This is a genomic window from Streptomyces sp. Ac-502 (assembly GCF_045222935.1).
Lineage (GTDB): Bacteria > Actinomycetota > Actinomycetes > Streptomycetales > Streptomycetaceae > Streptomyces > Streptomyces monomycini.
The window spans coordinates 214811-237011 of sequence record NZ_JBHFFO010000001.1; the positions used below are offsets into that span (position 1 = coordinate 214811).

The 22201-nt window shown below is 70.2% G+C and carries 22 protein-coding genes; 14 read left to right on the forward strand and 8 right to left on the reverse strand.

Annotation, left to right across the window (positions count from 1 at the left end):
• Positions 1-195 precede the first annotated feature (195 nt).
• From ACEXOX_RS01065 to ACEXOX_RS01105, 9 genes are all read left to right on the forward strand, one after another.
• Positions 196-1386, forward strand: a complete 1191-nt coding sequence (locus ACEXOX_RS01065) for a sensor histidine kinase (RefSeq protein WP_406518525.1) — start codon at positions 196-198, stop codon at positions 1384-1386.
• Positions 1379-2044 (forward strand): response regulator transcription factor, encoded by a 666-nt coding sequence (locus tag ACEXOX_RS01070; protein WP_406518526.1) that lies wholly within the window; start codon positions 1379-1381, stop codon positions 2042-2044. The genes ACEXOX_RS01065 and ACEXOX_RS01070 overlap by 8 nt, the downstream gene beginning before the upstream one ends.
• A 361-nt stretch (positions 2045-2405) precedes the next feature.
• On the forward strand, positions 2406-3701 hold the full coding sequence (locus tag ACEXOX_RS01075) for a serine hydrolase domain-containing protein (RefSeq protein WP_406518527.1): 1296 nt from the start codon (positions 2406-2408) through the stop codon (positions 3699-3701).
• A gap of 330 nt (positions 3702-4031) precedes the next feature.
• Positions 4032-5078, forward strand: a complete 1047-nt coding sequence (locus tag ACEXOX_RS01080) for an alpha/beta fold hydrolase (RefSeq protein WP_406518528.1) — start codon at positions 4032-4034, stop codon at positions 5076-5078.
• A 425-nt stretch (positions 5079-5503) separates the two neighbouring features.
• On the forward strand, positions 5504-5842 hold the full coding sequence (locus tag ACEXOX_RS01085) for an FG-GAP repeat domain-containing protein (protein WP_406526184.1): 339 nt from the start codon (positions 5504-5506) through the stop codon (positions 5840-5842).
• A 391-nt stretch (positions 5843-6233) separates the two neighbouring features.
• On the forward strand, positions 6234-8888 hold the full coding sequence (locus ACEXOX_RS01090; protein ID WP_406518529.1) for a glycosyl hydrolase family 28-related protein: 2655 nt from the start codon (positions 6234-6236) through the stop codon (positions 8886-8888).
• Between the two features lie 228 nt (positions 8889-9116).
• Positions 9117-10352: a cytochrome P450 gene (locus ACEXOX_RS01095; RefSeq protein WP_406518531.1), complete on the forward strand. Its 1236-nt coding sequence runs from the start codon at positions 9117-9119 to the stop codon at positions 10350-10352.
• Between the two features lie 565 nt (positions 10353-10917).
• Entirely contained in the window at positions 10918-11283 is a 366-nt protein-coding gene (locus tag ACEXOX_RS01100; protein WP_406518532.1) for an alpha/beta fold hydrolase, read from the forward strand.
• Positions 11284-11472: 189 nt separating this feature from the next.
• Entirely contained in the window at positions 11473-11694 is a 222-nt protein-coding gene (locus tag ACEXOX_RS01105) for an alpha/beta fold hydrolase (protein WP_406518533.1), read from the forward strand.
• Positions 11695-11762: 68 nt separating this feature from the next.
• Here ACEXOX_RS01105 and ACEXOX_RS01110 read toward each other — a convergent pair whose 3' ends face one another.
• Complete coding sequence (locus ACEXOX_RS01110) at positions 11763-12509, reverse strand: SDR family oxidoreductase (RefSeq protein WP_406526185.1); 747 nt, start codon at positions 12507-12509, stop codon at positions 11763-11765.
• A 268-nt stretch (positions 12510-12777) separates the two neighbouring features.
• On the opposite strand from ACEXOX_RS01110, the gene ACEXOX_RS01115 reads away from it, so the two are divergent.
• Entirely contained in the window at positions 12778-13578 is an 801-nt protein-coding gene (locus ACEXOX_RS01115) for a helix-turn-helix transcriptional regulator (protein WP_406518534.1), read from the forward strand.
• A gap of 102 nt (positions 13579-13680) precedes the next feature.
• Positions 13681-14430, forward strand: coding sequence for an SDR family NAD(P)-dependent oxidoreductase (locus tag ACEXOX_RS01120; protein ID WP_406518535.1), 750 nt, complete (start codon positions 13681-13683; stop codon positions 14428-14430).
• Positions 14431-14490: 60 nt separating this feature from the next.
• On the opposite strand, the gene ACEXOX_RS01125 is transcribed toward ACEXOX_RS01120, so the two are convergent.
• Together ACEXOX_RS01125 and ACEXOX_RS01130 are read right to left on the reverse strand one after the other, a co-directional pair.
• Complete coding sequence (locus ACEXOX_RS01125) at positions 14491-15198, reverse strand: B3/4 domain-containing protein (protein WP_406518536.1); 708 nt, start codon at positions 15196-15198, stop codon at positions 14491-14493.
• An 87-nt stretch (positions 15199-15285) separates the two neighbouring features.
• On the reverse strand, positions 15286-16122 hold the full coding sequence (locus tag ACEXOX_RS01130) for an EamA family transporter (RefSeq protein WP_406518537.1): 837 nt from the start codon (positions 16120-16122) through the stop codon (positions 15286-15288).
• Between the two features lie 144 nt (positions 16123-16266).
• Between ACEXOX_RS01130 and ACEXOX_RS01135 the strand changes: the two genes are divergently transcribed.
• Positions 16267-16872 carry a helix-turn-helix domain-containing protein gene (locus ACEXOX_RS01135; protein ID WP_406518538.1) on the forward strand — a complete coding sequence of 202 codons (606 nt, stop codon included), beginning with the start codon at positions 16267-16269 and terminating at the stop codon, positions 16870-16872.
• On the opposite strand, the gene ACEXOX_RS01140 is transcribed toward ACEXOX_RS01135, so the two are convergent.
• Positions 16862-18094, reverse strand: coding sequence for an MFS transporter (locus ACEXOX_RS01140; protein WP_406518539.1), 1233 nt, complete (start codon positions 18092-18094; stop codon positions 16862-16864). The two genes, ACEXOX_RS01135 and ACEXOX_RS01140, sit on opposite strands and share 11 nt — an antisense overlap.
• A gap of 121 nt (positions 18095-18215) precedes the next feature.
• Here ACEXOX_RS01140 and ACEXOX_RS01145 point away from each other — a divergent pair, with 121 nt between their 5' ends.
• A complete protein-coding gene (locus ACEXOX_RS01145) occupies positions 18216-18899 on the forward strand; it encodes a TetR family transcriptional regulator (RefSeq protein WP_406518540.1) in 684 nt (227 codons plus the stop codon).
• Between the two features lie 310 nt (positions 18900-19209).
• Positions 19210-19497 carry a hypothetical protein gene (locus ACEXOX_RS01150; RefSeq protein WP_406518541.1) on the forward strand — a complete coding sequence of 96 codons (288 nt, stop codon included), beginning with the start codon at positions 19210-19212 and terminating at the stop codon, positions 19495-19497.
• 85 nt (positions 19498-19582) lie between these two features.
• Here the strand turns inward: ACEXOX_RS01150 and ACEXOX_RS01155 are convergent, their stop codons facing one another.
• The 4 genes from ACEXOX_RS01155 to ACEXOX_RS01170 form a co-directional block, all read right to left on the reverse strand.
• Positions 19583-20017: a TetR family transcriptional regulator C-terminal domain-containing protein gene (locus ACEXOX_RS01155; protein WP_406518542.1), complete on the reverse strand. Its 435-nt coding sequence runs from the start codon at positions 20015-20017 to the stop codon at positions 19583-19585.
• 197 nt (positions 20018-20214) lie between these two features.
• A complete protein-coding gene (locus ACEXOX_RS01160) occupies positions 20215-21006 on the reverse strand; it encodes an MBL fold metallo-hydrolase (protein WP_406518544.1) in 792 nt (263 codons plus the stop codon).
• 195 nt (positions 21007-21201) lie between these two features.
• Positions 21202-21399, reverse strand: coding sequence for an alpha/beta hydrolase (locus tag ACEXOX_RS01165; RefSeq protein ID WP_406518545.1), 198 nt, complete (start codon positions 21397-21399; stop codon positions 21202-21204).
• Positions 21400-21510: 111 nt separating this feature from the next.
• Positions 21511-21813 carry a hypothetical protein gene (locus tag ACEXOX_RS01170; protein ID WP_406518546.1) on the reverse strand — a complete coding sequence of 101 codons (303 nt, stop codon included), beginning with the start codon at positions 21811-21813 and terminating at the stop codon, positions 21511-21513.
• Positions 21814-22201 lie beyond the last annotated feature (388 nt).

Consider the following 22201-nt stretch of genomic DNA (forward strand, 5'->3'; position numbering starts at 1 on the left):
TCACGGCCGGAGTCACAGCCGGAGTCACAGCCGGAGTCACAGCGATGCCCTCGCCCCCGGACGTACCGACGCCGGCGCCGTGAACTCGGTGACCCGCCGGATCAGCACGCTGAGATGATCACGATCGATCGATGACAGCGTGAGTCGTTCTTTGGAGTGATGATGACCGATGCGCAAGCTCTTAGTGTCAGGCGCATGGGAGTAGTTGATGGCATATGGCCCAGATGGAGTGCTGACGTCGGGCTGGTTGCGCTGACCTGTCTGCCGCCGCTGCTGTCGCAGCCGTACGTGGACACGTCAAGCCTGGCGTGGTCGTCACTCGTCGGCTACGAGGTGGTGACCGTCGCGGTACTGGTGCTGCGTCGGCGGCTGCCGGCCACGGCCTTCGTCGCGGGCCTGGGTGCGCTCGTGGTGGCACTGGCGGGGAGCGCGGGTCAGGACGCCAAGCTGACCCCGCTGGTCTTCCTGCCGCTCGCCGTACTGCTCTACAACCTGGGCAGCTACTGCACGAGCTGGGTACGTGCCGTACTGGCGATGCTCGGTGGCAGCGTGCTGATCGCGGTCGGCCTGGGGGTGAACCAGCTGACCGCAGGCGCCAGTGAGTTCCGGGGCAGCTTCGACATCCTCGCCTCCCTGGCTCCCATGCCGCTGGCCTGGGTGATGGGATTCGCCGCGCGCACCCGCCGTGTGCTGCTCGCCGCGGCCGAGCAGCGGGTGGCCGACGCGGACCGCGCGCAACGTCTGCAGGCGGCGCAGGCCGCACAGCGGGAACGGGCACGGATCGCCCGCGAGATGCATGACGTGGTCGCGCACTCGCTGACCCTGCTCGTCGTGCACGCGGAAACCCTGCGCGCACGTGGTGACGAGCTGCCCGACTGGGCCCGTACCCAGGTCGACGGACTGGCGGCGGCGGGCCGGCAGACCGGTGGTGAGCTGCGCGATCTGCTACGGATGCTGCGCGATCCCGCCGAAGTGGCCCCGCTCCAGCCGATGCCCGGGCTCGGAGAGCTGGACGTGTTGCTGGACAGTCATCGTGCCGCGGGAGGACCGGTCGACGTACGTGTGGAAACGGAGCTGGAGTCGCTGCCTGGTCCGGTGCAGTTGGCGGGGTACCGCCTCGTGCAGGAAGCGCTGGCCAACGTCCGTCGCCACGCGCCAGGGGCGCCGGTCCGGCTCACCGTCGACGACACCGCCGGACAACTGCGCTTCGAGGTGGTGAACGGCCGCGCGGCGCGTCGCGGCACCGCGGGTGCGGGGGTCGGGCTCGGCCTGGTCAGCATGCGGGAGCGGGTGGATGCGCTGGACGGGAAACTCACCGCCGGCCCGACCGGCGACGGCGGATTCCGTGTCGTCGCCACGATGCCGCTGGAGACCGCCGGTGTCTGAGCAGATCAGTGTGCTCGTGGTGGACGACGAACCGGTCATCCGCGCGGGTCTGAGCGCGATCCTCGACAGTCAGGCCGATCTGACCGTGGTCGGCACCGCGGGCAACGGGGAAGAGGCCGTCGAGGCGTGCGCGCGGCTGAAGCCGCACGTACTGCTGCTGGATGTCCGCATGCCCCGGCGGGACGGGCTGTGGGCGCTGGCCGAACTGGGCCGCCGACAGTTGCTCGGGCCGGGGCGGAGTCAGGCGCTCATGCTGACGACGTTCGATCTGGACGAGTACGTCGACGAGGCGCTGGCTGCCGGGGCGGCCGGATTCCTGTTGAAGAACAGTTCGTACGAGGAGCTGACCGGGGCGGTTCGGGCGGCCGCGGCCGGGCACAGCGCGCTCAGTCCGGCGGTGACCCGGCGGATCATCGAGGGCCACCTGAGCACCCGTCGTCAGCCGGACGGCCATGAGCTGGCGCGGCTGAGGGACCTCACCGAGCGGGAGCACGACGTCCTGCGGCTGGTCGGGGACGGGCTGAGCAACGCCGAGATAGCAGACCGGCTCGTGGTGAGCCTGCACACGGTGAAGACGCACGTCAGCCGTATGCTCGCGAAGACCGGCTGTCAGAGCCGGGCGCAGGCGGCGGTGCTGGCCAGGAACACACTGTCCTGACCGCGCTGCCAGCGGCCGGGTCGGCGGCCTGCCGCGCGTCCGTCCATCCGTCTGTGCCAACCCGCTCCCGTATGCCTCGGGCCCGCGTTTTTCCGTGCCTGTCCCCCTTCGCCCGTGCCCCCTCGCCCATGCCGCTCTTCGCCCCTGTCACCTCTTGCCCATGTCGCCCACCCGTGTCTCTCCTTGTCACTCCTCCGAGTGACCCAGGGCCCACGGAGGCCCCGCCAACGAGCGATGTGCGAGGTGACTGGCGCTGGCTGAATGGTTGCTGTGCGGCGGGCCCGCCGTAAGCCTCTCCTCCGGGGAAAGGCCTCGGCCCCCGACGCACACCACCACCTGTCATGCGCCGAAGGGAACTGCCATGTCCGCACTCACAACGTCTCGCCGCCGGATCCTGCACGGAGCGCTGACAGTGGCCTTGGTGACCGGTATGGGCGGAGCGCTCACGGCGTGCTCGGAAACGGACACGGATGCGGGCGCGACGAAGACGTCGGTCAAGCAGGAAGGGACCGGCGCACCGGCCGACAAGCGGCTGGCCGATCTCGCGCAGAAGGCCGCGGACGAGGGTTCTGCCGGGGTGATCGTCCGGGTCGTTCGCGGGAACGGGGCGCCCGTGGAAATCGCACGGCAGGCCGCCTGGACGAAAGCCGATCACCGTCTCGCCGCCGACGACCAGTTCAGGGTCGGGTCCAACACCAAGACAGTCACCGCCACCCTCCTCCTGCAACTGGTCGCCGACGGCAAGGTCGGCCTGAACGACACGGTGGAGAAGTGGCTGCCCGGGCTTGTGCGGGGCGGCAAGGACATCACCGTACGGATGCTCCTCAACCACACCAGCGGTCTGGGCGACTTCCTGCTGACGCCGAAATTCCTGCCTTCCCTCACGGGCCAGGAGCGGCGCACCTGGAAGGCGGAAGACCTCCTCGCCATCACTCCCCCGCAGGATCCGCCGGCCGCGCCCGGCAAGAAGCACTCCTACAGCAACGCCAACTACGCGGCCCTGGGACTGCTCCTCCAGAAGGCCACCGGGAAGAGCCTCACCGAACTGGTCGAACAGAAGATCACCAAGCCGCTGGGCATGAAGGACTCCTTCTTGGCCACGGACGCCGAATGGAGCGCCGGCAAGCAGCATGTGACGGGTTACGAGCCGGACGCCAAGCACCTCAAGAGTCTTCTCGCCCCGGCCGTTGACCTGCCCGAAGGCGTGGGCTTCGCCGGCCCCGGACGCCCCGAGGGCAACATCGACACCACCCGTATCGACCCGAGCTGGTCCGGCGCAGCAGGCGGCATGGTCTCCACCGCTCAGGACTGGCAGCGCTTCCTGACCGCGCTGATGACCGGCAAGCTGCTGCCGGAGGCCCAGATGAAGCAGATGCGCACCACCGTTCCCGCCCCCGAGGAAGGCGGCGGTTACGGCCTGGGCCTGATGAAGGTGGACACGCCCTGCGGCACCGTCTGGGGCCACACCGGCGGCCTGCCCGGCTACTCCAGCGAGATCTACACCGACGCCGCCGGGCACCGGAGCGTCGCGGTCCTGACGAGCACGAACTTCGGCATCAAGGGGAAGACGGCCGCGAGCGCGAACAAGAGGCTCGTCGACGAGGCGGCCTGCTCCATGCTGGGCACGTCGCGTCCGTCCGCGAGCCCGGCGGAGTGACAGGTACGGGGATCGCGGCCGCCTTCGACCAGGCGGGGGTCGCGATCCCGGCCGCGTCCGCACCTGCGTCGTACGGGCGGACGCGACCGTTCGCGCCCAGTTGCTTGTCCGATCCTCGGGCCAGAGGCTCCGGCGGGGGTGCGGGCGCTTCCACATCGTCACGCTGCCTGCTGCATCGACATACCCGCCGACCGCCACGGAACGCCACTCCTTCTTCTTCGTATTGCCGAACCATTTCGCTACGTTCGATTCCGCGCGCATCGAGAATTCCAGTATGTTTATGCTCGTCCAGCTTCTTGTGATCGGGGCGGGGGTCGGGGTGGTTCGGCGATGGGTGAACAGCTGGCGCTGAATGTCGGCCCGGCACGGATGAGGATGGCGTACGAATGCTTCGGTGACGTTCACGCGCCGCCCGTGTTGCTGGTGATGGGCTGTGGGGCCCAGATGATCGCCTGGCCGGAGGAGTTCTGTGCCGAGCTGGCCCACTGCGGCCTGCGAGTGATCCGGTTCGACAATCGCGATGTCGGCCGGTCGTCGCGCTTCCCCGACCTGCCAGGTCCCGACCTGCCAGGTCCCGACCTGTCAGGTTCCGATCTACCAGCTCCTGGCCTCCCGAATCTTGCCCTGCCGGGCTCCGCCCTCCCGGGCCCCCGGCTGTCGGGCCCCGGCCTGGCGGGCCCCGTCCCGCAGAAGGTGCTGACCGGCGACTTCTCCCTGCCGCCTTACACGTTGTCGGACATGGCCAACGACATCGTCGGCCTGCTCGACGTACTGCATGTGCGCAGCGCTCATCTGGTGGGCGCGTCGCTGGGCGGGATGATCGCCCAGACCATGGCCGTCGAGCACCCCGGGCGCACCCGCTCACTGACCTCGATGATGTCCAGCACCGGTGACCGCGCCGTGGGCCGCCCCGACACCACCGCGCTCGCCGGGCTGGGAGCGCCCCCGCAGGACCGCCGGGGCTTCATCGCCTGGCAGATCCGGGCCCTGCGCGCCGTGGCGTCGCCGGGGTTCGCGTTCGACGAGGCCGCAGCCACCGAGCGGGCCGAACGTGCTTACGACCGGGGGCACGACCCCGCGGGCATGGTGCGCCAGTTCGCCGCCGCCCTGGCCTCCGGCGACCGTACGGCTCGACTGCGGTCCGTACGCGTTCCGGTGCTCGTCATCCACGGCACCGACGACGTGCTGATCGACATGAACGGCGGGCGGGCCACCGCCGCGGCCATTCCCGGTGCCGAGCTCGCCATCATCGACGGAATGGGACACAGCCTCCCGCGCGAACTGTGGCCACAGCTCGTCCTGCTGATCGCCCACCTGATCCATCGCGTGGAGACGGCGTCGCGGACGGGTGCGGGAGAGACGCTGCGGGCCGGTTGACGGCGGAGTGGGCGAAGCCGTTCCCAGGGCGAGACTCGGCGTCTGCCGACCACCGTCGGCTCGCCCGGCAGCATCCTCACCGTTGATGCCCATGTGCTGGTCGAAGCTACCGACGGGCGCCCGCAGGCCGGCCGGCGGCGCGGGACTGCTGCCTCCACGTCACCGGGTACGGGCGCGGTGGACACCTCGCTCTGCGTCCGTTCGCGATCGGAAGCCTGGAAGGGAATCGGCGCGAAAAACGCTGCCGCCCCCGCATAACGGAAACACGCGGTGCTCTACATCACCGCGGGCCGGCAGCCCCGTCGGACCCGAATTTCCCTTCCCTTTATCTCTCCCTCGCAGGAATTGAGGAAACCCGAGTGCTTGGCAGACGTCCACGCGCCATATGGGCCACCGGAGTGGCCGCGACTACCGTCGCGGTGAGCATGCTGACCGGCGGCCCGGCCCTGCGCGAGACGGAGACCGGCGGCCCCGAGCTGGTCGCGGTCAGCCACGCCTCCTGGCAGGGCGGCTGCTTCGGCTCCGAGCAGACCCGTACGGGCGCCGTCGAGACCCGCGTCGACGACCTGCACCGCTGGGTCCAGCAGAGCCACCTGACGGCCCTGCACAGCCATGTCACCGACGTCGTCACCTCGGCCGACTTCAACGGCGACGGCCGCCCCGACATCGCCGCCATCAACAGCTCCGGCGGCCTGTGCCTCTACCCGGGCAACGGGAAGGGCACCCTCGGTTCGCGCACTGCCATGTGGCCCGGCATGTCCTGACCCTCGCACCAGCGCATGACGAGAAGGGCACCCGGCCAGGACGGTCGGGTGCCCTTGGCGTTCCCGTGTCTGGTGGTGAAGGACGGCCCGTGACGGGCAGATTGAGCGCTTCGGTGGTGTCGGCGGTGGTGATGTCCACCCGTATCACCCATGTGGGTGGAAAGCTCGCCCGATGACTGTCCTCGATCGACGGTTTGCAGTCTCCTGGTCCGAGACGACCGGCCGCCCCGATGGAGTCCCGCAATCCCCGGCGTCGTCGGACGCGTCCACGGCCCACGAACCGTCCCGCTGGACACCGCGCCACGTACCGCACCACGTACCGCACCGCATTCCGCACCAGTCACCGCACTCACCGCCCCACCACCATTCCACCGTGCACCCGGAGGAACCCATGGAAACAGCAACGGTCGCAGTCGACGTCCGGGCCGGGGATGTGCTCTGTTCCGCGCTGGCTCCGGACGATGCCACGAGGCTGACCAAGGCGGCGCCCGCCGCGCTCGCCGCGGGCACGATGGTCGTCGGGATCGCGTCCACCGCGGCCGCGGCCGACACGAAAGTGACCTACTACGAACAGCCGGAGGTCGCACCCGCGCAGACCACCGGACTCGGCGCCGGGCAGCCGTCCGCCGTGGTCGTCGACGGTCAGGGCCGGTGTGCGCGCCAATTGCCGGTAGCCACAGGCGCGTTCGTCGTCGGCGAGTGCGACGCGCAGGGGAACGTGACCGTGGTGCCGAAGCACGACTTCGCGAACGTCCTCGACTTCGGCGCCAAGGGCGACGATCAGAACGACGACTGGGACGCCATCACACGGGCCATGCGCTCCCTGCACCCGCTCCAGCCCGGCGTGGTCTATTTCCCGGCGGGCTACTACCGCATCCGCCGCCCGCTGGTCGTCGACCGTGAGCGGGGGAAGATCGAGCTGCTCGGCGAGAGCGAGCACACCACCACCATCAGGTTCTTCGGCGCGCACGGTCCCGCACTGTGCATCTCGCCGAAGTCGCTGGGCCACCTGCCCACGTCGGACGCCCTGCTCACGGGAGCGGGCAAGGCCGGCGCTCTCAGCGCGAACAACAGGAGCACCGTCAACCTCCGCGACAGCCCGGCGCTCGACATGGACGGCGCGGCGTCGTTCTCGGTCTCCTGCACGGTGCGTCCCGAGGTGCTGCCGGGCGGGGGCGGCGAGCCCGTCATCTCCAGTTCGGGCCGACGGCTGAACAGCGAAGCGGCCACCTGTGCTTTCGGCATCTTCCTCGGCGGCACGACAGGCCAGGTCAAGGTCACCGCGACCGCCCGGCTCAACGGTGTGGACCACCTCATCGCCCATCCCGGCAGCTTCCCGGTCGGGCAGACGCTGCATCTCTCCCTGGTCTGGGACGGCGCCCACCTCGATCTCTACGCCGGGCCCCCCGGGACGGTACTGACACCCGCCGAGCCGCGGGAGGGGCAGCGTCCCCCGGCCGGGGCGAGGCTGACCCAGCCCGTCGAGGAAGGCGTCTACCTCGGCGCCAGGAGCCAGCAGCGCTGGCCGGAGTACCGGGATCTCACGCGGCCGTTCACCGGGCGCATCGACTCCGTACGGATCAGCGACTTCGTGATCGACCGGGACGCCGGTACGCGGACGTTCACCGCGCCCACCGCGAAGTTCTCCTCCGACTTCGCCACCAACGTCAGGCCGGACCCCGCCCACGCGGACCAACGGCTGGTCACCCGGATGCTGCTCAACTTCGACCGCGACGTCGACGCCTTCACCGTCGGGTCGACCTGGATCCGAAGGGCGCCGGACCCCGACCCCGTCTACGTGATGTACCAGTGGGGCGGGCCGCCGGTCGCGGCCGCGATCACCACCGTCCGGCGGCTGGAGTTCCAGTGTCCCTCGGGCGCGGGGATCCATGGCCAGCTCTCGAACAGCTCGGTGTTCAGCCACATCCGCGTCACCGCCGCCCGCGACGGGATGAGGCTGCGGAACAACTCGTACCTCTCCGAAGTCGAACATCTCTTCATCAGCGCCACCAGGCTCGGCCTCACGCTGGGCGGCAGCGGGCTGGCCAGGGTCGACCGCTTGCAGACCGTCGGGACCCAGTACGACTTCGTGGCGACCGACCTCGTCGGCGTCACCGCTCGCGACTGGTACATCGGCAGCCACCGCTCCATCGTGCCGCTCCTGCTGACCTCGGCGGCGCCTTACGGGTTCTTCCACGGCATCGGGGTCGCCATCAGTTCGGAGGCGACGCAGGGCCACCCGGAGACCTGGCAGTCCGCGGTAGCCACCTCCGACCTGCACCATTTCGTCCTGGAAAGCTCGGTACTGGAAACCAGCTTCCTGAAGCAGACCGACTGCCCGCCCGTGCTCATCGACAATTCCCTGCTCCTGTTGGCGCAGGAACGGCCCAAGCCTCCGCTGGAGATCCCCACCGCGTCGACGTTCGTGAACTGCGAGTTCCGCCCGAGCGCGAGCACCCGCGCGAACATCGTGTTCGCCGGCAGGCGGGGGCCGGCACCGGTCCGGAACATCGGCAGCACCACGAATCCCACGAAACCCTGGACACTGCCCCAGGACGCGCACATGCTGTCCCATCTCGGTGGCTGCGTGTCCACGACCGACCATGGGCAGACACAGTGGCAAGGCGGCCGGGACTGGGTGTTCGCCTTCGACACCACGACCGGACGGATCGGGGCCCGCGAACGCCAGGCACAGGGCTGTGGCCTCGCGGCGGCGAACTCCATCACCCTTGCCGCAGTGCCCCTGGCAGCCGGAGCGAGCCGCTACCGGGCCGAGGTCATGGCGACCGACCCGACGGGCCGAGCGGCGACGTGGGTCGTCGAGCAGGGCCTGAGCACCGTCGGCGGAACGGCCACCGCTTGGGCGCCCGAGAGCCGTGTGCTCGACTCCTTCGGATCTGCCGGAGGCTCGGTACCGGACGGGTGGAACCCACCGCAGATCATCGCCCTGGACGGGAACGCCGTGGTGAAGTGCTCGCCACCGGGGGGACTGACGCTGGCGTTCACAGTGAAATTGCGGGCGACCGAAGGACTGGCTGCTTCCTGAGGGGCGCTGCGCGCAGTTCAGCCGGTCCTGTCCCGTCGTGCCTTCCCCCGCCTTTCCCGGCGCCTTCCTCGACCGACAACCGCGTGTCATCCTGGGGCCCCTGGCCAACCGCGGCCCCGGGGCCTTGTTTCCGTGCGCTGTAACCACAACTGCCGGGCGCGGCCGCCCCGTTCAGGCTGTTCTCGGGGCTCCGGCCCTGCCCCGGCCGTGGACCCGAAGGAGCCCCGCATGACCGAGCCACCCGTCATCGTCCTGGACGCCGAAGGCCGCGACCGACACGGCGAGGACGCCCTGTTACGTGCTCAAGGCGCCCTCGTCAAGGTCGACGTGCTCGGCGTCGAAGCCTGGGCGGTCTCCGACCCCGTACTGCTGCGGCGGCTCCTCGTGGACCCCCGCGTCTCGAAGGACGCCCGCCGGCACTGGCCCGCCTACCCCGACCGGATCGCGGGTGTCTGGCCGCTGGAGCTGTGGGTGGCGGTGAAGAGCATGTTCACCGCGTACGGCGACGAACACCGCCGGCTGCGCCGCATCATCGGCCCGGCCTTCGCCGCACGCCGCGTGAACACGCTGGCACCGGTCATCGAGCGCATCACCGGCAGCCTGCTCGACGACCTCGCCACCACACCTCCCGGTACGGCGGTGGACCTGCGGGAACGCTTCGCGTATCCGCTTCCCGTCCAGGTCATCTGCCATCTCGTGGGTCTGACCGAGGCGGACGTACCGCACTTCCGCCGTACCGTCGACAAGGTCTTCTCCACCGGCCTGAGTCCGGCCGAGGCAGGCGCCAACGTCGAGGAGATGTACGCGCTGCTGACCGCCCTGGTCGCCGCCAAACGAACCGCCCCCGGCGACGATCTCGCCTCGCGGCTCATCGCGGCGCGGGACAGCGAGGACGACGGATCGCGCCTGACCGAGGCGGAACTGGTCGACACCCTGCTGCTCGTGATCAACGCCGGGTACGAGACCACCGTCAACCTGATCGACCAGGCCATCACCGCCCTGCTCACCCGGCCCGGCCGGCTCGCCCTGGTGCGCACGGGCAGCACCAGCTGGTACGACGTCGTGGAGGAGACGCTTCGCTGGGAGGCCCCGATCCCCTTCCTGCCCATGCGTTACGCGGTGGAGGACATCCCGCTGCCGGACCACGGCCCGACGATCCACAAGGGAGACGCGATCCTCGCCTCGTACGCGGCCGCGAACCGGCATCCGGAGCTGTACGGCGCCACCGCCGACCACTTCGACCCCGCGCGGAAGGACAAGTCCCACCTCTCCTTCGGCCACGGAGTGCACGCCTGCCTGGGCGCCCCGCTCGCCCGGCTGGAAGGCGCCATCGCCCTGCGCGGTCTCTTCGAGCGCTTCCCGGCCCTCACCCTCGCCGTCCCCGCGAGCCGGCTCCGTACCCTGCCGACCTTCATCTCCAACGGCCACCGCGAACTGCCGGCCGTGCTCCAGCCCGCGCCGTAGGCAGCTTCGCGCAGGATGCGCTGGTCGAGGAAGGCCTTGGCGCCCGTGCCGATGGCGGCACGCGTTGCGCGGGTGAGGGTGCGTACGTCGTAGCCGAGTGCCTGGGCGTAGTCGGCGACGTGATGCCGGTCGGTGAAGAGCGCTGCCTGCCTCCAGCCGGTAGCTGTGGACATCCGCTTCTCGCCTGCCGGTTCCGAAGCCGATCAGCGTGAATACGTGGAAGCCGGGGCGCTGCGGCTGAGTGCGTCGGCGGTGGGCGACCATCGATCGCGACGCGGCGAAATCGAGGACTTCCACCCCGTACGCCGATCCGACGGCCGGGAGACAGTGCACTTGCCGTACCGCGCCGGTGTCCGCTTTCCACAAGGAGTGTGTTCCTTTCCGCCACCGGGTGCACGGTCTTGCGCCTACCGGCGCGGATGAGCCTGACAGCAGGTCAGGTATGGGTTCACCGGTTCGGCGCGAGCGGCGGGAGTCGCTTGCTGCCGACGGAAAGGAAGAAGCGTTGATGACGGAGATGACGGAAACGACAACCAGTGTTGCGGCGTCTGGCGGGTGTCTCGACGTGCTGACACGGGGCCGCAGCGGGCCGGCACTGGTCTTCGTCCATTACTGGGGCGGCTCCGCCGGCACCTGGAACAGCGTGCTGGACCTCCTGCCGCCCGGGCAGACAACGGTCCGCTTCGACCAGCGCGGCTGGGGCGCCTCCCGGGCCCTGCCTGGCCCCTACCACCTCGACCAGCTCACCGACGATCTCGCCCGGGTGGTCCAGGCCTGCGTACCCGGGCCGTTCGTCCTCGTCGGCCACTCGATGGGTGCCAAGACGAGCCAGCTCCTCGCGGCCCACCGGCCGTCCGCGCTGGTCGGCCTGGTGCTCGTGGCACCCGCGCCGCCGCAGCCACCCGTCACAGTCACCGAGGAGTACCGGTAGGGCTGGCGCACGCCTACGACTCGCCCGAGTGGTGCACCACCCCCTCGACCATGTCCTGACCGCCCCCGCTGCCCCCGGCGGTGCGGGCCTGCGGTACGGGACAGCCTCGCCTGCGGCGCCGAGGCCCGGCGCGAATGGCCCCTGCGCGGAATCGCGCAGGACATCTCCCACGCGGTACGGGACATCGAGGTGCCGGTGACCGTGCTGGCCGGGGAGAACGACGTGGTGGAGCCGCCGCACGTCCTGCGCGACTGCCTGCTGCCCCACCTCCCGCACGCGACCCTGACCACGGTCCCCGACGCCGGTCACTTGCTGCCTGTGGAAGCTCCCGACGCCGTTGCGTCAGCCCTCCAGAAGTTCCTCGTGGACACAGCCGGGGGTGGGAGCAGGGGCACGGACATACCGGGCTGACCTTGGGGGACGCGGGCCGCCCCGGTGACTGACCCGGCCGGCCGAGCACCGATACGGCCCGGCCGCCGTCAACGCTGCGCGGTGGGCCGTACCACGATCTCGTTGACGTCGACCTGGTCCGGCTGGGCAACGGCGTAGGCGATGGCGTCCGCGATCGATGTGGGGTCCAGTGCCATGGCGTCGCGGCGGGCCAGCAGCGCGGCGCGGGCGTCGGGGTCGGCGACCGCGTTGGCGAAGTCGGTGTGGACGAACCCCGGGGAGACGATGGTGACGCGGAGGTCGTCCGTCTCCTGCCGCAGCCCTTCGCAGACGGTGCGCACGGCCGTCTTCGTCGCGGCGTAGACCGCCTGTCCGGGGACCGTGCGGTACGCGGCGGTCGACGCCACCGTGACGAAGTGCCCGGCTTCCTGGCGGCGGAAGACCGGCAGCGCGGCGGCGATGCCGTGCAGGACGCCGCGCAGATTGACGTCGATCATGTCGTCCCATTCGTCGACGCGCAGGTCCTCCAGCGGGGAGACCGGCCCGATGCCGGCGTTGTTGACCAGCACGTCGAGGCGCCCGAATCGGCTGACCGCCGTGTCCACCAGGCGGACGAGGTCCGCGCGCCGCCGTACGTCGGTCGGCACTCCGAGGGCGCGGCCGCCGCTCTCCCGGATCTCGGTGGCGAGCTGCTCGACGCGATCGCCGCGCCGGGCGCCGAGGACGACCGTCGCACCGTGCCGCGCCAGGGTGAGCGCGGTGGCCCGGCCTATCCCGCTGCTGGCTCCGGTGATGGCGATGACCTTGTTGCGGGTTCCCGCCTGGCCCGCGTCCATGGCTGGGCTCGTGCCTGTGGCGGCGTGTCCGGCCGTGGCCGTGGTTGTGGTGGCGGCTGTGGTCGCGGGTGTCGTGGTGGTGGGCATGAGTGGAGTGGTTCTCCTCGGTTTCCAGTGCTGACTGACCCCGGCGTGTTCGGTCCGGTAGCGACAGGCGACGGCATCGGGGCTGGTCGGGAGCTGCTTCCCTGACCCGGGCTCAAGTCTGCGCCGCATTCAGCCTGGTATACAGAGCCTATTTATTCTGGAACCGGGAGTGCCATTCATCATGCAGCAACAGCCTGACCGACGCGGTGAGCTGGGGGCTTTCCTTCGCAGCCGCAGAGAGCGCATCACGCCTGACCAGGTGGGGCTGCCGCACACCGGCCGCCGCCGGACACCGGGTCTGCGCCGGGAGGAGCTCGCGCTGCTCGCCGGGATGAGCGCCACCTGGTACACGTACCTTGAGCAGGGCCGGGACATCCGCGTCTCGGACCAGGTGCTCGCCGCCCTCGCCTCGACGCTGCGGCTCGACCGCCACGAGCGCGACCACCTCTTCCGGCTCGCCGGTCATGCACCCGAGCCCAGGGCCGCGGAACCTGAACCGCTGGCCGCCGAGGTGGCGGCCGTACCGCTGCTGCTCCAGCCGCAACCGGCCTACATCATCGGCAGCAACTACGACGTACTCAGCTGCAATCAGGCAGCCGACGAGCTGTTCCCGAAACTCAACGCTGTCGTGGACCGCCCGGCGAACTTCGTCCGCTGGACGTTCCTCGACCCGGTGGCCCGGGACGTCATGGTCGACTGGGAGCCGGAGGCCCGCGGTCTGCTCGCCCGGCTGCGGACACTGGCCGGGCGCCACCCGGGCGACCCCCGGTTCACGGAGCTGATCGACGAGCTGAACACGGCCAGCCCGCAGGCGCGTGCCTGGTGGGCGCAGTACGACGTCCAGGTCCGGCGCGGCGGACGGAAACGGCTGCGGCGCAAGGGCGGCGAGGCGGTCGAGTTCGTCTACACGGCATTTCACCTGGCCGAGCAGCCGGAACTGACGCTGGTGATCTATACCGAGGGCGGGGAGCCGACGGCCTGAGGGCGGCAGCCGCAATTTTCCGTATCGGGCGGTACAGATGTGCTACGTTCTCATTCAGTACTGATCGGTACTGAACTTTGTCACCTCGCGGAGGTCATTCCTGTGGGACATCTGGCGGGCAAGACTGCCGTCGTCACCGGCGGCAGCACCGGGATCGGTCTGGCCAGTGCCGTACGACTGGCGGCCGAAGGTGCGCACGTGTTCGTCACCGGCCGGCGCAAGACCGAGCTGGACGCGGCCGTGGAGATCATCGGCCCGGCACGGGCCACCGCCGTGGCGGGCGACATGGCGAACCTGGCCGATCTGGACCGTCTCTACGACGCGGTCCGCGCGCGGGGCCAAGGCCTGGACGTGCTCTTCGCGAACGCGGCGAGCGCCTCGTTCGCGACACTGGAGCAGACCACCGAGGAGCACTTCGACACGACCTTCGGTGTCAACGTACGGGGCACCCTGTTCACCGTGCAGAAGGCGTTGCCGCTGCTCAACCACGGCGCCTCGGTGATCCTGAACGCCTCGGTGCGGGCCGATGACGGCGTCGCGGCGTTCGGCACGTACGCGGCCTCCAAGGCGGCGATCCGGTCCTTCGCCCGCACCTGGGCCAACGAGCTGAAGGACCGCGGCGTCCGGGTCAACGCGATCTCGCCGGGCACCATCGACACCCCCGGACTCGACGGCGTGGCCGCTACGGCGGGCACGCCCGTCGCCAAGGCACAGTTCGCCGCGGCTGTGCCACTCGGCCGGATCGGGCGTGCGGACGAGGTCGCCAACGTGGTGGCGTTTCTCGCTTCCGAGCAGAGCAGCTTCATCCTCGGAGCCAACCTGTATGTGGATGGCGGCGAGAACCAGTTCTGACCCGCAGGCGGTATCCGCTACGCGAGCCGGCGCCAGGCACGGCTGACAGGCGGGCGGAGCTCAGACAGCTGTCCGCGGATGTACCGGGTCGAGGTAGTGGATCGCGGTCTGTTCGGCGTGCGGGGTGAGCAGGTTCCGCAGTTCGTCCGCGGCGGCCTTGAGGAGGTGGCCGTCGCGGGCGGCCTGGAGGGTTTCGAGGGCGAAGACGACGTGGGCGGAGTCCTCGGTGACGCGGGTGCGATGGGCGTCGCGGTGGTTCCAGTGGCGGGTCAGGACGCCGGTGGTGTCCGCGTAGATGATCTCGCCGGGCTTGGGGTTCTCGACGGTGCCGGGCTCACCGAGCGGGGTGAACTCCTCGGTGCCGTCCGCGTGGCGGATGGTGATGTCGCCGGTGACGTGTTCCAGGTCGAAGGCGCCGGCGGGCAGGCCGTGCCGTACGGATACGCAGTTGTAGGAGTCGACGGCCGGGTTGATACGCGGCAGGGCGCCCTTCTTGGCGAAGCGGCGGCCGAGCGCGTCGACGCTGGGGCGGATACGGCGGGGGTTGGTGCCGAAGGACCGGTAGGCGGTGTGCCACGCCTCGATCCGGGGGTCGCTCTCGTCGGCGGGCTGCCAGGTGCCGTCGGCGAGCTGCTGCTCCAGGCCGTCCAGAGCGGCAGCGGTGTCCGGCCAGGGCTCGCGGCCGCGCAGTCCCGTGACGGTGACCAGGGCGATGAGGGTGTCGGGGAAGGCGTCGGCGACGGCGGGGGCGATGCGGATGTCAGGCATGGGGTCCATTTTCTGTGTGCGTGTGCGGGGGCGGGACGTCTGCGACAGTCGGCGGGCCGCGGGCCGTGGATGCGCACGGCCGACCGCTCAGGTCAGGGCGAGGAGGCTGACGGCGACGGCGGCGGTGCCCAGACCGACGAGCTGGCCGCGGTGGATGCGTTCGGCGAGGACGCCGCGGGCGAGCAGGACCGTACCGGCCGGGTAGAGGGCGGTGATCACGGCGACGACGGTCAGGTCGCCGCTCCGTGCGGCGAGCAGGAACATCAGGTTCGCCAGGGAGTCCAGTACACCCGCGGCGGCCGACACCGCGTAGGCGGGCCGCTCGGGCCCGAGCTTGCGGCGCATCAGTGCGGCGGCGCTCAGGGTGACGGCCGAGGAGACCGTACGGCCGATGATCAGCGGGGCCACGCCGCTGTCGGACGGCGCCTGGTGCAGGAAGACGAGCTGGAGGGCGATGGCGGCGCCCGCGCCGAAGGCCAGCAGCAACGCCGTACGGGAGGGGCGCGCCGCCCCCACGCCGTGTCCGGCGCTGACCAGCACCACCGCCACCAGCGCGAGGGGCAGGCCGATCAGCCCCGCGGTGGCCAGGTGCTCACCTTGGAGCAGACCCACGCCGACGGGCAGAGCGGCGGACATCAGTGCGGTCACGGGCGAGAGCACGTTCATCGGCCCGATCGCCAGGGTCTTGTAGAGCAGCGCGAACGCGGCAGCCGAGGCGACGCCGGACGCGGCGCCCCAGCCCAGGGCCGCGGTGCTGAACGTGGCGCCGAGCACCGGCCACAGCAGCAGTTCGACCGCGAGGCTGGCCGGCGCCGCGATCATCACGGTGCGCAGCACGTGCGCCTTACGGGCGCCGAGCCCGCCGAGGAAGTCGGCGCAGCCATAGGCGAGAGAGCTACCGAGGGCCAGCAGAAGAGCGATCACAGCGACAATCCCTTACGATTCAGCGGAACGACTAAACCGTACAACGGAATGACCGGGTGTCGTCAACCGAACGACCGCACGGTGCATTCGATTGGACCGCTGGCCGGCGCCAGCCGCCAGCTACCAGTCATGGAAGGTGATCAGATGGCCGAGACGGCCGCAGCCCTGCGGGCGCTCGCACAGAACGTCAAGGCGGCCCGCGCCCGTGCGGGCCTGTCCCTGGAGGAACTGAGCCGGCGCGCCCAGGTCAGCAAGGGTGCGTTGGTGGGGCTGGAGAGAGCCCAGGGCAACCCCAACTTCTCCACCCTGGTCCGGCTGGCCGACACCCTCGGCATCTCGGTCTCCGCCCTGATGCAGGGCTCACCCGAAGGCCGCGTACGCATCGTGGACGCCGATGCCGTGGCACCACTGTGGACCGGCGAGCGGGGCAGCGAGGCCCGGCTCATGCTGACGACCTCGGGCCCGGCCCCCACCGAGATCTGGCGCTGGCGGCTGGAGCCGGGCGAGGAATACCCCAGCCACCCCCACCAGACCGGAGTCGTGGAAACCGTCAGCGTCACCGCAGGCCGGATGATCCTGATCCTCGACGGCACCGAGCACACCGTCGAAGCCGGCCGGACCGCCACCTTCGACGGCGACAAACCCCACACCTACCGCGGCACGGGCGACGAGACCTGCCACCTGATCATGACCGTCCACCTGCCGCCGGGGTCCGCCGTGAGCCCTGGGCGTGGCGGGGTCAGGGCATGACGGCCTTCTCGGGGCTGCTGTCAGCCTCGGACGCGCGCCGGGGAGAGGGGTAGCGGCGTACGGACAGCGCCATCACCGCGATGGTGATCAGACCGGCGACGCAAGCGGCCACCAGGACTCCGATGCCGCCGGAGGCGTTGACCGCGCCGCCGCCGATGGCGCCGGCCAGCGAGATTCCCGCGTAGAGTCCGCTGGTGTTCAGCGCCACCGCCTCGGTGGCGGCGTCGCCGCCCATGTGCATGGCGCGGGCGTTCATCGGGGGGTTGTTGGCCCATCCTGGCACACCCCACAGCACCAACACGAGGCAGACCAGCCATACCGGTGCCACCCCCTGTCCGAGGCCGCCGACCACCAGCAGTACCAACGCGGCTGCCGCCACGCCGCCGAACGCGGCCAGCAGGGTGCGGTCCACGCCCCATCGGTCCGTCAGCCGTCCGCCCAGTACGGTGCCCACTGCGCCAGAGACCCCCACGATCGCGATGAAGATGCCCACGTACCGGCCGCCGACGCCGGCGAGATCGTGGGTGATGGGGGCCATGTAGACGTAGGGCATCAACCCGCCGCAGGCCGCGAGCATCGTGCCCAGTACACACAGCAGCACCGGAGGCCGGCGCAGCAGACGCAGCCGCTCGGCCACCCCGGCCACCTGAGTTCGCGGGATTCGGGGCAGTGCCAGCGCCGTCAGCACGGCTGCCGGACACGTGAACGTCCCCACCGCGACGAAGGTGGCTTCCCACCCCGCCACGCCACTCAGCCACGAACCGAAGGGCACGCCGACCACCAGCGACACGGTCAGCCCCGAGGCCACGGTGCCGATCGCTCTGCCGGTGCGTTCCGACGGGGCCAGTCGGCCCGCGACCGCGAAGGCCGCCGGTGAGAGCGTGGCGGCCACCAGAGCGGCCGCCACCCGAAGGGCCATCAGCGTCCCGAAGGAGGACGCCAGCGCCGTGCCGAAGTTGACCACCGCGAACACCGCGAGTCCGCCCACGATAAGTACCTTGCGCGGCACCCGCCCGGTGGCCACCGCGAGGATCGGACAGGCAATTGCGTAGGTGATCGAGAACACCGTCACCAACTGCCCTGCGGCCCCCTCGCTCACCTCCAGGTCGGCGGAGATCGCCGGAAGGACCCCGGCAATGACGAAGTCATCGGTACCGATGACAAAGGTCGTCAACAGCAGGCCGATGAGCCACCCCGAACTGTGCTGGGCCGACGCTCGCATGGCAGTTGTGCCTCTCTGTGTACGGCGACCGCGCTCGCCGCGCCATCGCTCGGGCAGCGATAGTGCCACTGAGTGGCGTAAGCCATCAAGAGGCATTGGCCGCCGAGCTACACTTCCGCTCATGAAGGACCCCAAGAGCAGTGCCGCCGTGACCCGTGACCACCCGACCGGTGAGCAACTGCCGCTGCGGGAACGCAAGAAGCTGCGAACACGTCAGGCTCTCGTCGACACGGCGCTGGAACTGTTCACGGAGCGCGGCTTCGACGGCGTCACACTGGATGCGCTGTGCGATGCCGTCGATGTCTCGAAGCGCACGTTCTTCCGCACCTTCAGCAGCAAGGAAGATGTGGCACTGGCGCCCATTCATGACCTGTGGGCCGTGTACATGGAAGAACTGGACATCGCGGATCCCACCGGCGGCCCGGCCTTCGACTTGCTGGCGGGCGTGCTGGTCGCGGCGCTCGGCCGAATGGACGCGGACGGCTGGGCCGAGCGTCTGCGGCTCAGCCGCAGGCTGACGGCGCGCACACCGTCGATGGAGGCGCACCACCTGGCCTTCTGCGAACGGACCAGTGCGGCCATCGTCACCGTCATGCAGCGCAGATTCGACATGCCCAGGCAATCGGATCCGTACGACCTGCGGCAATGCCTGGCTGTCGACCTACTGGCGGCGGCCTTCCGCCGGGCCTTGGAGAGCTGGGTCGCCGACCCTTCGGAATCCGGCCAGGAAGGGCTCGCCGACGCACTGCGGGACGCCTGCGCGGCCGTCCCGGAAAGCCTCGCGCTGCCCGCGCGTCCGCGCTGAGCGAACGCCACTCGGCATCCTCGAAAGTTGATGGGCAGCCCCTCTCCCCTGCCCCCGGAGGGCGATCGTCACCCGCGCCGACGGCGGTACCGGCGACGCCCGAGGCCGTCCTCCACGAGCCCCCTCGACCCCAGGGCACAAAGGGAGGCACCTGCAACTTGTCCGGACACTCTGGTGTCTCCCGTTGGCACGGGTTACTTTCATCCGCGAGGTGACCCGACCGGGGCATCATGATCTAGGGGGAACATTGCGCAAGTTTGCCGTAACCGCCGCGAGCCTGACTCTCGCCGTGGGAGCTCTCGGGCTGTCCATGGCTCCCAGCGCCAGTGCGGCGACGCCCTGTCCGTCCGGAGCGGTCTGTATCCGCGAGACGAACGGCACCATCCTGAACAAGAACATCTTCTACAGCTACGGCGCCCACAACCTGTCGAACGTCACCGGCGACCGGGTGATCGTCAACAACCAGACGGGCGGCGCCGGATTCAAGTTCTGCTACGGGTACAACGGCGGCGGTGCCTGCTCCGCCGTGATGCGCGGGGTGGGCGAGTCCGCGCCGTACAACATGACGCCGATCAACTCCGTCGTACTGGTGCGCTGAGCACCACCGGGAAAGCGCCCCGCCAACCTCCCCGTCGCACCGGCCTGATGGCCGGGCGGCGGGCTTGCAGGCGGGGCGCTGTACCTCACCTCTCGCGCGGGCTGTCGGCCGCGGTGAGTACGGCACAGGCACCGTCACGGGCCGGGCGGGCGGCGTCCGCTCCGAGGAGTGCGGACGCCACCATGGCGCCCTCGATCAGGATGTGGATCTGTTCGCCGACGCCGCGCGCGTCGGTGTAGTCCTCGGCGAGACCGGTCAGGTAGTCGCGGAGCAGGGTCTTGTGTTCCTGGACGGCTTCGGCCACGAGCGGGTGGTGCTCCTGGCCGGGACCGCCGAGTTCGGCCCAGGCGTTGACGAAGGCGCATCCGCGGAAACCTGGCGCGGTGATGGTTTCCTGCATGTGGTCGAACGCCGCGAGCAGGCGGGTCCGTGAGCCGGCCGGGGCCGGGGCGGCCTGTTCGACGGACCTGGCCAGCCGCGTGCGCAGTCGCTGCCCGTGCGCCCGCAGGTAGGCGGCCACGAGATGGTGCTTGGAGGGGTAGAGCTTGTACAGCCGCGCGAGCGACTGCTCCGGCGTGGTCCCGGACCTGGGTCATCCGCACCGCGTGGATGCCGTACTCGTAGTAGAGCTCTTCAGCGGCCTCCAGTACGCGCGTCCGCCCCTCGTCACTGTCCACCGCCGTCAACCCCGGGCCTCCTCACCTTAGAACCTAGGTTCTATTGTACGGGTGCGATCGGCGGGGTGAACCACTCACCGTGCGGTATGACCAGAGGCGTGACGCCGAGGTCCCTCGCGCGCTTCTCGAAACGCTCGACCGCATGCGGTGCCTCGACGTAGATCGGCGGCTTGTGCAGCGTGCCGTAGTGAATGGGAACCGCGATGCGGGCGCCCAGGATGTGCGCCGCGACCGCGGCCTCCTCCGGCAGCATGACGGCGTTGAAGGGGCTCGGCGGCTGGAGGTGCGGGAGTTCGACCACCGCTCCGTTGATGGGGACGAAGGCGATGTCCACCGGGCCGAACCGGCGCGCGATGGACCACCAGTGGCCGTGGAAGATGGTGTCTCCGCCGTGGAAGACGCGCAGCCCGTCACATTCGACGACCCAGGAGAGCTGCGGATCCCCCAGCCCGTCGAGGGAAGGCCCCGTGCCGATGCGGAACGGGCCGACACTGCGCTCCTCCCACGGCCGCACGACCTCGGTCGCGACGCCGTGCGCACGAAACGAACCCTCGGCCGCACAGGTCCACTTGAGGTCGTCGTCCGGTCCGGTGACCGGCTCGGGACGGTACACGGGAGCGCCGGGCGCGAGTGCCTTGCGGATCGCCACCGGGTCGGCATGGTCGGAATGCAGATGTGTCACCAATGCCGCCACCGTCTCCCCCGGGCGGGAGGCCGCGGGGAACTCCTCGTCCGAGTACAGCGGCGAGGCGTCCTCGATGAGATCGATGACCAGGGCCCGACCAGCGTGTTCGAGCTCAACACCGGCCCATCCCAAACGTCGCAAGCGCACAGCGCCTCCTTCACTTCACGGTTCGACGACCTGCACCGGCATGCCGGGCAGACCCACTAGAACCAGTGTACTTAGAACGGTGATTCTTACCGTAGCAGAATGACCGTTCTAGGGTTGGCGGGTGGGGAGTTCGCCGGTAGAGGCAGAGGGCTTGGGAGAGGGCGGCAGGTGAGCGCGCCGGCTGCGGGTGCGGGCTCATCGGGCCGGACCACGCGGGTGGTGCCGCGAGTTGTCAGGACGGTACGGCCGGGAGCTGGTGCCCCGTGGTGGGGCTGCCAGGTCGGTGAGGTAGCTGTCCACGGCGTCCTCCATGCACGGGCCGCTGGTGGCGCTGCCGTGGCCGTGGCCCTCGTAGGTGAGGAGCACGCCGCTGTGGCCGAGCTGCCGGGTCACCGAGACCGGTGGCGGGAACGTGCAGCGCGTTGGACAACATGATCGGTGGGGTGCCGCGTACGTCCAGGCGGTGCTACGGGTTGGCAGTCGGCACGCCCAGGCACGCCGCTGTCATGTGGAGCGGCAGCAGGTGGGGCAGGTCAGGCGCCGCCGGTGGCAGCGGCGCCATCGAGGTGGGCGGGCGGGCAGCGGCCCGCTCGCCTCCATCGCCGCGATCGCCGTGGCCAGGCCCGCGTGGTCGGGCCCGTAGAACTTCCGGAACGCGATCTTGTTGACCAGGTCGGAGGACGACAGCGAGGTGCCTGGCTTCCCAAGGTCTGCCAGCTCGCCGCGCCCGGCCCGGGCCAACAGGCCCTGCCAGACAGCGCGGACGTCGCGGCCGTGCAGCGCGCGGTTGCGGCACCGTCGCACCACTTCACGAACTCCTGGAAGGAATTCTCTGCCGTGGCCGCCTGGTCCTGCAAGAAGTCACGGTGGTCCGCACGCTGCGGTCCATGACGCTCTCCAGCACCATCACGCGCTGTCGACCATGTGGAGCCCCTGCCAGTGGCATTTAGGGGGCTATTCAGGGGCTGGTCGGGGGCCGCTCAGGCGCGGTCGGGGCCCCAGGACGTAAAAGGGCCGGGCCTGGGCTCCGCAGCAGTCGCGGACGGGCCGCCAGCCGACGCCGACTTCTTCGAGGAGGGGATCATCATCGAGCGGCTGAGCAACAAGCTCAAGGCCGTGGCGAGTCCTCACCCGGTCCGCCCATTGATCACGAAGCGCCGTTCTGGGCACCGGTCACCCGGGAACGGCGCTTCGC

Excerpts from the sequence above, each read along its gene's own strand:
- ACEXOX_RS01065 (WP_406518525.1), top strand. The coding sequence starts at position 196 with ATGGGAGTAGTTGATGGCATATGGCCCAGATGGAGTGCTGACGTCGGG.
- ACEXOX_RS01075 (WP_406518527.1), top strand. The coding sequence starts at position 2,406 with ATGTCCGCACTCACAACGTCTCGCCGCCGGATCCTGCACGGAGCGCTG.
- ACEXOX_RS01080 (WP_406518528.1), top strand. The coding sequence starts at position 4,032 with ATGGGTGAACAGCTGGCGCTGAATGTCGGCCCGGCACGGATGAGGATG.
- ACEXOX_RS01085 (WP_406526184.1), top strand. The coding sequence starts at position 5,504 with ATGCTGACCGGCGGCCCGGCCCTGCGCGAGACGGAGACCGGCGGCCCC.
- ACEXOX_RS01090 (WP_406518529.1), top strand. The coding sequence starts at position 6,234 with ATGGAAACAGCAACGGTCGCAGTCGACGTCCGGGCCGGGGATGTGCTC.
- ACEXOX_RS01095 (WP_406518531.1), top strand. The coding sequence starts at position 9,117 with ATGACCGAGCCACCCGTCATCGTCCTGGACGCCGAAGGCCGCGACCGA.
- ACEXOX_RS01110 (WP_406526185.1), bottom strand. The coding sequence starts at position 12,509 with ATGGACGCGGGCCAGGCGGGAACCCGCAACAAGGTCATCGCCATCACC.
- ACEXOX_RS01115 (WP_406518534.1), top strand. The coding sequence starts at position 12,778 with ATGCAGCAACAGCCTGACCGACGCGGTGAGCTGGGGGCTTTCCTTCGC.
- ACEXOX_RS01125 (WP_406518536.1), bottom strand. The coding sequence starts at position 15,198 with ATGCCTGACATCCGCATCGCCCCCGCCGTCGCCGACGCCTTCCCCGAC.
- ACEXOX_RS01135 (WP_406518538.1), top strand. The coding sequence starts at position 16,267 with ATGGCCGAGACGGCCGCAGCCCTGCGGGCGCTCGCACAGAACGTCAAG.
- ACEXOX_RS01140 (WP_406518539.1), bottom strand. The coding sequence starts at position 18,094 with ATGCGAGCGTCGGCCCAGCACAGTTCGGGGTGGCTCATCGGCCTGCTG.
- ACEXOX_RS01145 (WP_406518540.1), top strand. The coding sequence starts at position 18,216 with ATGAAGGACCCCAAGAGCAGTGCCGCCGTGACCCGTGACCACCCGACC.
- ACEXOX_RS01150 (WP_406518541.1), top strand. The coding sequence starts at position 19,210 with ATGGCTCCCAGCGCCAGTGCGGCGACGCCCTGTCCGTCCGGAGCGGTC.